This is a genomic window from Bradyrhizobium sp. Pa8 (genome assembly GCF_052588265.1).
In genome coordinates this window covers 146850-158853 of sequence record NZ_CP176768.1, presented here as the reverse complement: position 1 = coordinate 158853, position 12004 = coordinate 146850, and the positions used below count along the sequence as shown (strand labels likewise).

General features: G+C 59.7%; 7 protein-coding genes and 6 pseudogenes. 3 read left to right on the top strand and 10 right to left on the bottom strand.

Annotation, left to right across the window (positions count from 1 at the left end; translation table 11 throughout):
* Positions 1-95: 95 nt before the first annotated feature.
* Positions 96-932, top strand: a pseudogene (locus ACKWRH_RS46005) (ISNCY family transposase); the annotation flags it as partial.
* Positions 933-1213: 281 nt separating this feature from the next.
* On the opposite strand, the gene ACKWRH_RS46000 reads toward ACKWRH_RS46005, so the two are convergent.
* On the bottom strand, positions 1214-1396 hold the full coding sequence (locus tag ACKWRH_RS46000; protein WP_445222896.1) for a hypothetical protein: 183 nt from the start codon (positions 1394-1396) through the stop codon (positions 1214-1216).
* Here ACKWRH_RS46000 and ACKWRH_RS45995 point away from each other — a divergent pair.
* Together ACKWRH_RS45995 and ACKWRH_RS45990 are read left to right on the top strand one after the other, a co-directional pair.
* Positions 1371-1910: pseudogene (locus ACKWRH_RS45995) on the top strand (transposase); the annotation flags it as partial. The gene ACKWRH_RS46000 and the pseudogene ACKWRH_RS45995 overlap by 26 nt on opposite strands.
* Before the next feature lie 79 nt (positions 1911-1989).
* A complete protein-coding gene (locus tag ACKWRH_RS45990) occupies positions 1990-2832 on the top strand; it encodes an IS5 family transposase (RefSeq protein WP_445222856.1) in 843 nt (280 codons plus the stop codon).
* 195 nt (positions 2833-3027) lie between these two features.
* Here ACKWRH_RS45990 and ACKWRH_RS45985 read toward each other — a convergent pair whose 3' ends face one another.
* The 9 genes and pseudogenes from ACKWRH_RS45985 to ACKWRH_RS45945 form a co-directional block, all read right to left on the bottom strand.
* Positions 3028-3288, bottom strand: coding sequence for a hypothetical protein (locus tag ACKWRH_RS45985; protein WP_445222872.1), 261 nt, complete (start codon positions 3286-3288; stop codon positions 3028-3030).
* A gap of 1181 nt (positions 3289-4469) precedes the next feature.
* Positions 4470-5173, bottom strand: a pseudogene (locus ACKWRH_RS45980) (IS3 family transposase); the annotation flags it as partial.
* A gap of 74 nt (positions 5174-5247) precedes the next feature.
* Positions 5248-5790: pseudogene (locus ACKWRH_RS45975) on the bottom strand (transposase); the annotation flags it as partial.
* Positions 5791-5857: 67 nt separating this feature from the next.
* Positions 5858-6424 (bottom strand): group II intron maturase-specific domain-containing protein, encoded by a 567-nt coding sequence (locus ACKWRH_RS45970; protein ID WP_445222871.1) that lies wholly within the window; start codon positions 6422-6424, stop codon positions 5858-5860.
* A pseudogene (locus tag ACKWRH_RS45965) lies at positions 6363-6830 on the bottom strand (transposase); the annotation flags it as partial. The gene ACKWRH_RS45970 and the pseudogene ACKWRH_RS45965, both read right to left, overlap by 62 nt.
* A 64-nt stretch (positions 6831-6894) precedes the next feature.
* Entirely contained in the window at positions 6895-8424 is a 1530-nt protein-coding gene (ltrA, locus tag ACKWRH_RS45960; protein WP_445222706.1) for a group II intron reverse transcriptase/maturase, read from the bottom strand.
* Positions 8425-9081: 657 nt separating this feature from the next.
* A pseudogene (locus ACKWRH_RS45955) lies at positions 9082-9928 on the bottom strand (helix-turn-helix domain-containing protein); the annotation flags it as partial.
* A 127-nt stretch (positions 9929-10055) separates the two neighbouring features.
* Positions 10056-11231, bottom strand: coding sequence for a nitrilase-related carbon-nitrogen hydrolase (locus ACKWRH_RS45950; protein WP_445222870.1), 1176 nt, complete (start codon positions 11229-11231; stop codon positions 10056-10058).
* A 75-nt stretch (positions 11232-11306) separates the two neighbouring features.
* Complete coding sequence (locus ACKWRH_RS45945) at positions 11307-11432, bottom strand: hypothetical protein (protein WP_445222869.1); 126 nt, start codon at positions 11430-11432, stop codon at positions 11307-11309.
* Positions 11433-12004 lie beyond the last annotated feature (572 nt).

Genomic DNA, 12004 nt, shown 5'->3' with positions numbered 1-12004 from the left:
TGTAGACCACTGTAGACCACCGTTAGAAAGGTCACACCTGTCCTCATTAGAGATGTCACTGTCCCGGCCATGAGGGCTTGGGGAGTTTTGGTGTGATGACGGTGCTGTCGATGAGCCGAACGGAGATCGACCGGGTTCACGTGCTGAAGGATTTGCTGGCCGAGCGGATACGACCGAGCGAGGCGGCGCAGCTGATGGGCGTGACGACGCGACAGGTGTTCCGATTGCTCAAGGCGTATCACGCTGGCGGGCCTGCGGCGCTGATTTCCAAGAAGCGCGGTAAACCGAGCAATCGGGCGTATCCGGCAGTTGTCCGGACCGAAGCGATGGCGCTGATCAAGGCCAATTACGGGGACTTCGGCCCGACGTTGGCGGCCGAGAAGCTTGCGGAGCGGCATGGGTTGCATTTTGGTGTTGAGACGGTACGGCGCTGGATGCTGGCTGACGGGCTCTGGCAGGATCGCCGGCAACGGCTCAAACGGGTCTACCAGCCGCGGCATCGTCGCGACTGTGTGGGCGAGTTGATTCAGATCGACGGCTCTGAACACTGGTGGTTCGAGGATCGCGGCCCACAATGCACCCTGCTCGTCTTTATCGATGATGCGACCAGCCGTTTGATGCACTTGCGCTTTGCAGAGACGGAATCGACTTTTGATTATTTTGCTGCGACGCGCGCCTATTTGCAGCGCTACGGCAAGCCGATCGCATTCTACTCGGATAAGCACGCGACGTTCCGGGTGAACAAGGTCGGGGCGACCGGGGGTGACGGTATGACCCAGTTTGGCCGGGCGCTGCACGAGCTCAACATCGATATCATCTGTGCCAACGCTCCGCAGGCGAAAGGCCGCCTCGAACGTGCCAATGGAACGCTGCAGGATCGTCTGGTGAAGGAGATGCGGCTGGCCGGAATCTCGGCCATCGAGGCCGGCAACGTTTCTGCCGGCGTCATGCCCGATGAAGAGCTGCGGCCACAGGGCACCGCCATCTTTTCAATCCGGCCATCCTGAGCGTTCAGGAACGATTGTTACGCATCTCCCCTGAAGCGGCGGCTGCGTATGGCGCGACAATCAGGATGAGAGCGGCGCGTCAATCAAGCCTTGCCAAGCCCGCAGCCAGCGTCAATTATCTTCTGACTCGGCCGCCTCGTCTCACCTTGATCGCCGCCGCCCAGCTGCGAACCAGACAACCTTCAGCTCTTCGCGCCAGAGCCCTTTCACGCATGCCAGACCGCCTGGTTGGCCTGATCGAACGCTTTGCGGGATTCCGCCAAGGCGGCGCTCAGCACTGACCAGGAGTCGCAACCCGCGTGCTTCAGCTTCTCTAAAGCCGCGTCCGCCGTGGACGCATCGGCCTTCATCTGCTTGAGTGTGGCCTCGAACTCGCTGACCGACTTCACCTACCTCAAGATGACTGGATAGGGTGGGTACTATCTCTCGACCGTGCTCGATGAACTTCTGGCGCTACATCGTCGCTTGGCGGCTTGGTCCCACGATGGCTGCCGCCGATGTCACGGCCACGCTCGACCAGGCTCGTAGCCTCTGGCCTCGACCGTGGCACATCGGCCGAGGCTTCTAAGCGACAATGGCTCGAGTTACGTGGCATACGATCTGGCCAGCTGGCTCGAAAACAAGGGCATGCAACACGTCCGCGGCGCTCCGTATCATCCCCAAATCCAGGGAAATATCGAGCGCCGGCACCAGACCTTGAAGAACCGCTTTTGCTCAACAACTACTACCTGCCCGGCGATCTCGAACGGCAGATACGCGCCTTCGTCGAACGAGAGCGTCGACAACCTTACGCCTGCCGATGTCTACTTCGGCAGGGCTGAGGCGATCCTCGCCGAGCGAAAACGCATCAAGCGCAACACCATCGCAAACCGCCGCTTGCAGCATCAATTGCGAGCAGCTTAGTGTCCGACCGAAAAATAAGTTGAGTGATATCAGCGAGTTCTGATTCCATCGGTGTTGCGAAGCATCAAAGGGATCGAGAATGTGGACTGATATCACCCGGGCACAGTTTGCCCGAGAGGAGCTGCGTTTGCCAAGCGACTTGACGGATGCGGAATGGGGCGTGCTGGAGAGGTTGCTTCCTGTGCGGGCCAAGCGCGTGCGGCGCCCGAAATGGAGCTATCGCGACATCGTCGAGGCAGTGCTCTATCTGCTGCGCGGCGGATTGCCGTGGCGCATGCTGCCGCCCACTCTGTTTCCACCAATGACCACGGTGCAGTACTATTTCTACCAGTGGCGCGACAACGGATTGTGGCAATCGATCAACCACGCACTCCTGATGCTGGCGCGCGAGGCGATCGGCCGGGAGGCCTCGCCGACGGCCGGCGTGATCGACAGCCAATCGGTCAAGACCACGGAAAGTGGCGGCCCTCGCGGCTACGACGCGGGAAAGAAGATCAAGGGTCGAAAGCGCCACATCGTCACCGACACCCAAGGGCTCCTGGTCGGAGCGATCGTTCACGCTGCCGACGTCCAGGATCGCGACGGCGCGCCAGATGTCCTGTGCAGCATTCGCTACCGCTTCCCCTGGCTGCGCCATATCTTCGCCGATGGCGGCTATGCCGGCGAAAAGCTCAAGGCGGTGCTGGAAAAGATCGGCCGGTGGACTGTCGAGATCATCAAGCGCTCCGATGCCGCACAGGGCTTCGAGGTGCTTCCGCGCCGCTGGGCGGTCGAACGAACCTTCGCCTGGCTCGGCCGCAACCGCAGATTGGCCAAGGACTTCGAGCGAACCATCGAAAGCGCAACTGCCTGGCTCTTCCTCGCCTCTGTCCAACTCATGACAAGGCGCATCGCAGCGATAAATACAGCAATGCAATTTTGAGTCAGGCTCTTAGACTCTAACCTCTGATGAGCCAAAGCTCCCTTCTCGAAAATTCCGATCAGTCTCATATTATCCGACGACGGACAGCCGATGCGCTCGGCGTTCATTTGTCCGAGTTCTTTGTTCGGCCGCCCAAGGGGCGAGGCCGCCCGAGCCCTAGCTCCCAAGCCGGCGCTCCATTGAGTGAAGTACCTGCTAATTCTTGTCGTGCGGTTCGATCGGACGCCACGTGCGCGACATCAGCGGATCAGTCCGGTCATCGTATACGGCCACAAGCTCGCCGGCTTTTAATCCTAGGCCCTTCAAGTCTGCTTCGCGAAGCTCGGAATTCGCGATCGCTACTTCGCCCGTGCTGGCAGCCAATGAGGCCTTCACGGCTTCTGCCGGATCAGCGATTGCGACGGCGTAAGTCACATATCGAACCTTGTCCCCTTTGACGACGCCGATCGAAACCATCCATCCTGCTGCCATCTCAGTCCTAGCCTATGACTATGAAGAGAGCTTTTGTTTTTGAGACGGCTTAGGTGACGGCTTGGTCGCCATAAGCTCCGCGATCGCGGCAAGCCCGGCGCTCGTTTCGGCCTTCTCCTCAGACCATTCTCGGAGAACCACTATTGCATTCTGCAAAGCCTGTTCACGGATCACGGCATGATCTGCACGAAACTTTGCGCTTTGGAGCCGAGCCCGCGAGATCATCTGCGGGCCTCCGGAAGAGACGCACGGACGGCGGTGAAGCGCCGCCGGTGCGAAGTTCCCGGTCAAGAACCATACGTCTCTCAGCAATCGGCGTGCCAGACGAACCTAGAATGCAAGAGCACCAAAATAGTGCGCTTCGACACTGCGCCACACTGCTCGTCGGACGTGCATGTCACCAATCCGACATCGTTGAGCGACATCAGACGTGCGGCGCTCGGCGACGCCGGGAGCGCGAGATGATTGGATCGATCTCATCGCCGTGTATAGCGATCAGTTCACCGGCGTGAGGGTTCTTTCTGTTCGTCTTGTTGACGCAGCGAATGCGCGCGCGTTTAGCCAATTTTAGTCGCTCCTAAATCTGCAAGTCCTGAAGGCCCAGCATAGACCAATGGTTGGATTAGGCGGTCACTAATTCAGGTAGGTGCCATACAGCCTCCTCCGCGATACAATTTTATGGCGCTCCGCGTGTTACGCACCACCCCAAGCGCCGGGGTGGTCAGCCCTGCTAATCCAAGGGCGACGGCTGGCCACCGAATTTTTGCGGCGCGTGGTGGGAGAGCGCTTTCAAGGGGCCACTAAGCGAGCGCCGAGTCACCTCCGCGCTGCCGCCTGCCTGCGCCACAGAGCAGAGCAACTACTATGCCGGATTTTGTCGTCTCGTACGATCTGAAGAAGACCAGACCGGAGCCTCGACCACAAGAGCTGCCTCACGCACGATTGTCCGTCGTCAGATAATTTGAGACTGATCAGGCCTTTCGAGAAGCGAGGCTCTGGCTCATCAGGGGTTAGAGTTTAAGCGGCCTGCAGCTGATGCTGCAAGCGGCGGTTTGCGATAGTGACAAGCTTGATGCGTCTGCGTTCTGCAAGGATCGCTTCGGCCCTGAGTAGACATCGGGAGGGCGTAAGCCCGACCAGAGCCGCAGCAAAATCGTTGGCGACGATCATGCGGCCGTCACCATCGTTTGCGCGCCGAAGTAAGCCTCGTCGGGCGTGCGTTCGTCAAGGCTCGAGTGAGGACGTCCTCGGTTGTAGAACGCCAGATATTTGGAAATCGATGCTCGCGCCTCGAGCACGCTGTCGTAAGCACGCAGATAGACTTCCTCGTATTTGACAGTGCGCCACAGCCGCTCGACGAACACGTTGTCGCGCCAGGCACCCTTGCCGTCCATGCTGATGGCGATGTTCGCGTCCAGCAGCACGCCGGTGAAGTCGAGGCTGGTGAACTGGCTACCCTGATCCGTGTTGAAGATCTCGGGCCTGCCGTGCTTCGCCAACGCCTCCTGGAGCGCTTCGACGCAGAATATCGTCTCCATCGTGATCGATACGCGATGGACCAACACCCGTCGGCTGAACACATCGACGACCGCCGCGAGGTATACGAATCCACGTCGCATCGGAATGTAGCTGATGTCCATTGCCCAGATGCCCAGACCTGGTTCGGCCGCTCGATCTTCAATCCGCGCAATAGGTACGGGTAGATCTTGTGGCCCGGTGCGGGCTTGCTCGTGTTCGGACGGCGATAGATCGCCTCGATCCCCATGCGCTTCATCAGCGTCGCGACGTGGCGGCGGCCAATCTGCATGCCCTCACGCTGCAACAGCGATCGCAGCATGCGCGCCCCTGCGAAGGGATAATCGAGGTGCAGTGTCCGTCGTCAGATAATTTGAGACTGATCGGGCTTTTCGAGAAGGGAGGCTCTGGCTCATCAGGGGTTAGAGTTTAAGCGGCCTGCAGCTGATGCTGCAAGCGGCGGTTTGCGATAGTGACAAGCTTGATGCGTTTGCGTTCTGCAAGGATCGCTTCGGCCCTGCCGAAGTAGACATCGGCAGGTGTGAGGTTGTCGATGCTCTCATGATAGCGGACATGATTGTAGTGCTCGACGAAGGCGAGTACCTGCCGTTCGAGATCGCCAGGCAGGTAGTAATTGTCGAGCAGAATGCGGTTCTTCAGAGTCTGATGCCAGCGCTCAATCTTTCCCTGGGTCTGATGCGGAGCACCGCGCACGTGCTGCATGCCCTTTTGATCGAGCCACTTGGCCAGATCGTCCGCGACGTAACTCGAACCATTGTCGCTGAGAAGCCTCGGCCGGTGCGCGACGGTGATATGGTCAAGGCCGGAGGCCGCGAGCGCCTGGTCGAGCGTGGCGGTGACGTCGGAGGCGTACATCGTGGGACCAAGCCTCCAGGCCACGATGTAGCGCGAGAAGTCATCGAGCACGGTCGACAGGTAGTACCAGCCCCAGCCGGTGATCTTGAGTGGAGTAAGAAGCGCGAGCGCGCTTCTCCTCCCCGAACCGTACGTGCACCTTTCAGCGCATACGGCTCTCTGTTCAAGCTTGGCCCATGGCCATAGCAACATCCTGATAGTGCGAGGTGACAGTGCTGCGGGCTTCTTTTCGGAAGATGTAGGGATTTTCCTCCGGATTGCGCCATCGGAACTGCGCCTTCGGACTTGAGACAAGCCGGTAAAGTGCTTTTCCGTGGGGCCCGCCGCGTTCATTTCGACCAAACACGAGCCAGGTTTTCGCCTTGCCCGGTTCCGGGGGTCGGTACCATTTCCGCATCAAAGGTTTGATGCGAGACCGGTATTTGTGCCCCAGCCAGTGCGCCATTTTCCAGAATACGACATGGTCGATGCGCCGGAATACGTGCGCGGTGAAGTCGGTGAACTTATAGAACGCTGCCCATCCCGCCAGTTGACGGTTCAGGCCAGCGATCATGTCGACCGTGCTGACACTATGATTGCCGGAAAGGGCTTCAGTGAGCCTGCGAACAGAGCTGGTCCCGGTTGTCTGAACAGATTTTCCGCGTCGATAAGTGGAGCCTCTGCCAAGATTAGGCTGCCAAGCGGAGTGGCAGCGGGTTGAAGTAGGCTTGATCGGGGGTGACGCCGTCAAGGCTCGAATGCGGGCGCCGACCGTTGTAGAAGTCGAGGTATCGGCCGATCGACGCGAGGGCCTCGCTGACGCTGTCATAGGCCCGCAGATACACCTCCTCGTATTTGACGCTGCGCCATAGCCGTTCGACAAACACGTTGTCCCGCCAGGCTCCCTTGCCGTCCATGCTGATCGCAATGCCGTTGTCGGCGAGCGCGCCGGTAAAAGCCTGTCCGGTGAACTGCGAGCCCTGATCCGTGTTGAAGACGTCCGGCTTGCCGTGACGAGCCAGGGCATCCTGAAGCGTCTCGACACAGAACGCCGCCTCCATGGTGATCGATACGCGCCACGACAGCACGCGGCGGCTGAACCAGTCGAGCACAACCGCCAAATAGACGAAGCCGCGCGCCATCGGGAGTGGAGTAAGAAGCGCGAGCGCGCTTCTCCTCCCCGAACCGTACGTGCACCTTTCAGCGCATACGGCTCTCTGTTCAAGCTTGGCCCATGGCCATAGCAACATCCTGATAGTGCGAGGTGACAGTGCTGCGGGCTTCTTTTCGGAAGATGTAGGGATTTTCCTCCGGATTGCGCCATCGGAACTGCGCCTTCGGACTTGAGACAAGCCGGTAAAGTGCTTTTCCGTGGGGCCCGCCGCGTTCATTTCGACCAAACACGAGCCAGGTTTTCGCCTTGCCCGGTTCCGGGGGTCGGTACCATTTCCGCATCAAAGGTTTGATGCGAGACCGGTATTTGTGCCCCAGCCAGTGCGCCATTTTCCAGAATACGACATGGTCGATGCGCCGGAATACGTGCGCGGTGAAGTCGGTGAACTTATAGAACGCTGCCCATCCCGCCAGTTGACGGTTCAGGCCAGCGATCATGTCGACCGTGCTGACACTATGATTGCCGGAAAGGGCTTCAGTGAGCCTGCGAACAAACCCCTTCGCCTTTTCCTTGGGTATCGTTGTGACGACGGACATGCGCCCGTGCGACCCTCGCTTGCGAATGATCCTGTGCCCCAGAAAGACGAAGCCGTCATTGACGTGAGTGATATGGGTTTTCTCCATATTCAGCGTCAACTTCAGCTTGCCTTCCAGAAAGGCGCGGCATTCTTCGCGGATTTCCTCTGCTTGAGCTTTGGTCCCTTTTACGATGACGACAAAGTCGTCAGCGTATCGGCAATAAGCAACCGCCGGCTTCCATTGCCGGTTCTCTCGAACCGTGATCGGGCGGCCAAGCTTGATGCCGAAGTTCCATGCCCAGCGGTCCTTGCGAGCCTTGTCGCTCAGGTATTTCGCTTCCAGCCACGCATCAAACTCGTGGAGCATGATGTTGGACAAGAGCGGTGACAGCACGCCACCTTGCGGAACACCCTCGCTGGAGGCTGTAAACAGGTCACGGTCAATGTGACCTGCCTTCAGGAACCGCCAGAGAAGATCAACAAACCGCCCGTCCTGCACTCGTCGCCGCACACATCTGATAAGCAGCCGGTGATGGACCGTGTCGAAGTAGCTTGCCAGATCACCTTCGATGATCCAGCGGCCCCTCGTCATGTCGGCTCCATCCTGGAGCTGTATCTTCACGGTGCGGACGGCATGGTGCACGCTCCGTTCAGGCCGGAAGCCATAGGATAGGCGATGGAAGTCGCTTTCCCAGATTGGCTCCATGGCCATGAGCATGGCTCGTTGGACGATGCGATCCGTCAGAGTCGGAATGCCCAGTGGGCGTAGCTTGCCGTTGGTTTTCGGGATATAGATTCGCTTCACCGGCTGGGGGCGATAACTCTCCTCCAGCAGGCTTTTCCGCAGGTCATCCAGATGCTGATCCAATCTGACCTGCAGTCGTTGCTTATCTATTCCGTCGATGCCCGGTGTTCGTGCGCCACTTGACGCCAGAACAATCCGAGCGGCCTCGGCAAGCCATTCCCGGTTGGCAATCAGCCGAAGGAGGCGATCGAACCTTCGGTTCGGATCGCTCCCGGCCCATGTCGCGAGCTTGTGCTGCATTTCACTGATTATCAAAGGTCTTCACCTCATTGGGTCAGGTAGTTTGCACTCCAAGCAGTTTGAACTGTTCCCCTTCGCCATGTGGCAGGCTTTCCCTGCCGCGGACTACTACGGAAACTCCGCCAGCATGGTGGACGTCAGGGTCAACTCCCTTGCGACACAAAGCATCGTGGGTATTCCATCATGCCTTCCCTCGTTCATATGCTGGACGTCATCGTATTGGTGAGGCTGCCGGTCGCAGTCTTTTCCCTTGCTTTCCGCAAGTCGATGCCGATGCCATGGTCTGGCTGCGTTCTCCCCATGACCCCTCGCGAGCGTCCTTACATCTGGGCTCGCGTTCGGATGCCGGCCGTCATATCTGTCCGGCGACATCATCAGCATTCCACCTGTTAAGCCGTGTAGGCGGAGGCGACATTTCAGCCCTCAGATGCGGGTGAACCGGTTCGTGTTCCTCAACCTTCCAATACTTCAGCCTCGGGGACCATCTCGGCTTAACGGCTTCGCCTCAATCCCCTTTACCTGCGGGCTACGTCACCCTGCCAGTTGACGACAGGTCACCGCCGCTTGGGCTCGTGTCCCCTCACAGCAGGGGACAAGTCATTTTTTTTCTTCCTCCTTTCGCTTTTGCATTCCAGTCATACGCGCTTCCCCAAATGTGGGGCGAGGCGCACGGTAGGTAAAGTCGGTCTGCCAGAGCTGGTTGATGGCGGTGGTCTTGTCCCTGAACTCGTTCGCTGCCTTGATCGCCACATAAGCCGGGCTGGTGATGAGGTCATGCGCCTTCAGCAGCCGATAGACCGACGCCTCGGAGACAAAATACTTCCGTTCGTCGGTGAACCGCACGGCCAGTTCGCGCGGCGACAGCTCCGGAACCTCCAGCGCTAAATCAATGATCCGGCCCCGCACATCGTCGGGAATGCGATTCCAGACCCGGTCGGGTCGGGACCGATGATCGGCCAGCGCTTCAATGCCGCCCTCACGGCAGCGATCATACCAGCGATAAAACGTGGCGCGTGGGATCCCGAGCTTGTCTAGCGTGCGCTTGGCCGGCAGATGCGACTGCTCGACCAACTGGATGATCTCGGCCTTCTCGGAGGCGGGATATCTCATGCCTCGTCCTCCCCATCTCTTACCCGACAGGTGAATGCAAGGCATTCACCGAAAGGGCCGTTCATGCTTTTTTTGAGCAGCCGGTTCTCCAGGGTGAGGTCGGCCACGACTTCCTTCAACGCGGCCGTCTCACGACGCAGATCCTTTACCTCACCGGAGGTTGCTGCACGCGCGGTATCGCCCGCCAGGCGGCGCTTGCCAGCTTCGAGGAACTCCTTGGACCGGCCATAATACATCGAGGCAGCGATGCCTTCTCGGCGACAGAGCTCGAGATGTTCTCCTCGCCCCGCAGTCCTTCCAGCACGATGCGGATCTTCTCTTCCGCCGAATATTGCCGGCGGGTCTGGCGGCGAATGTCCTTTAGCACTTGTTCTGCCGGCGCTTTGCCCGGTCCGGATTTCTGCTTCATCTTCGCTCCTGGTGGCTACGATGAACCAGAAATCCTCCCTCCGCAAAACCATTCAATTTGTCTCACAGGCCCTGACGGCGAACAATAGCGGACATGATTGCAGTGCTCGAAGAAGAATCGGCGGCACCTATCGAACGCACATAGCTTGGGAAATCGAACTCAAGAACTTTGCGCGCGCACCCTTTTTCGAATGCCGTCGCGTCGCGCCTGAAGGGGCGCACCGACTTCGTAGCGCGGCAGCTTTCCGCCAAAGGCAAGGACGCCAGCGGGAAAGATCAGCCATGGGGCGGCCTCGCGACGCAAATCTTTGAGCGGCAGCCTGAAGATCAGGCTTCACACGTTCAACTAGACTTCTTGAACGCTGGACCGACTGGCTGGCGCGGTCAGAGGACCAAGCGCGCTGTCGCTGCCCCCTCCTAAACGGCCTCAACCAAGGTGTCGTATGGAAGGCCCTCCTGATATCGGCGCAGGTGTCGACCAGATCAGGTTTGATTTCCGAAATGTCGTTGATACCGAGCCCGGCTGGATATTGGTTCACGCCAACGCGGACCATCGTCTGGCCAACGTAACGGCGGACCAGCTCCATGGCGTCGTCCGCAGTCTTGGGCGGCGTCACCAGGATGACGCGGTTTCCGGTCCGGACGGTGACGGCGAGCGTATCGGATGCCCCGACCGCGCGGATGAATTTCTCGACGATCGCGGGCCTCGAGCCCGGATCGGCGCATTGATGAATGGTGGCAGCATCAATCAAGCTGATCCCCTTCAAGTATTGAACGCGAGCACGAGCGGCAGGGCGAACAGGCGCGCCACGGCTTGGGTGTTGGCTCGCTGAATGGCGAGAACGTTGGTTCCGGCGGTCCACCAATCGTTGCCGATCGCGACAAGCACGTCGGGCGACTGGAGCGTCGACTGCAGGACGGGACCAGACGAGCAGTTGCTCGTAACAGATCAAGGGCGCGATGCGGCTGCCGGCGGACTCGACGATGGGATCGGCAAAGAAGCTGGCTCTGGCCCCACCGCCCTGCCCCGTCCATGCGAGCCAAGGTTGCCACATCGAGACCGGGACCGGCATGCGTTCGCCATAGAGCCGGCGCGCACGACCGGCGCTGATCTCCATCATGACATTGTCATAGCCTTCGCGATCGACGATCGCCGCACCAGCGATCAGCGTGACGTCGTTGCCGGGAAGGCCGTCCATCCAGAAGCCGCTTGTGGTCGGCGTCCACAGTCCGGCCGCACTCTCGGAGAGCACGACAACGCGCGTTCCAGCCGCGCCCACTTCGCGCAGGCGCAGGAGAAGCACCTGGGCTTGATCGAGGTCCGGAGCCCGGCCGAGCACGCTGCCAAGCTTGGTATCGAGACCAACCCATCTGTTTGGTTACGACGGCGCGATCCAGTGCGCGGCCGACCAGGCCCAGATGCTGGTCGCGACGATTCCCGCAACGGGCCACTTTCCGGTCGTCATGGTGAGCAGGATGGCGCGGTCGCGCCCAGTCCCCACCATCCCCATCCCGAAAACAAATGCCGGCCGCCGTGATCGGCTGCGCCGATCCGACGATGCCGAAGGGCGGCAAGCTCATTAGGATCGCTGCGAGCGCAAAACAGAGCGCCCTCCCCCATCCCGGCCGGCTTTGCCAGAGCACGGCGTGGACAAGGACGAAGCTGGCCGCAGCCCCGATCCACAAAGCGATGCCGACTCCGAAAACGGTGCGAAAGAAATTGACCGCTCCTTGCGGCAGCCCGTGCGAAGCCGCAAGGAAATAGCATTACGGGCGCCCTCTGCACTGCCAACTCAATAGCTGGCCGAAAGCGCCATACGCCCCTGGATGGTTCACTGGGCCCTCGCGCCGAGACGCACCGATCCATCACGGACGCCGATGTCTCCATAGCGGTCAAGTATTTTGCGCCTTCCCCCGCCTCGTGTAGTGAAGCGTGCAACGTTTCATCCGTGTAGCAACTCAGAGATGACGTCAGACCCACTGCGGGCAAATTCCCCGTCAGCAAAAAAAGATTGGCAAATGGCATCATCGGCAAACGACGTCCTTTCAGTCGCCTCGCCGCACCGCTTCCGAGAGT

What these genes read in the sequence shown, in the direction of transcription:
- ACKWRH_RS45990 (WP_445222856.1), top strand. Translation starts at nt 1,990, where the DNA reads ATGTGGACTGATATCACCCGGGCACAGTTTGCCCGAGAGGAGCTGCGT.
- ACKWRH_RS45985 (WP_445222872.1), bottom strand. Translation starts at nt 3,288, where the DNA reads ATGGTTTCGATCGGCGTCGTCAAAGGGGACAAGGTTCGATATGTGACT.
- ACKWRH_RS45945 (WP_445222869.1), bottom strand. Translation starts at nt 11,432, where the DNA reads ATGGTGGGGACTGGGCGCGACCGCGCCATCCTGCTCACCATGACGACC.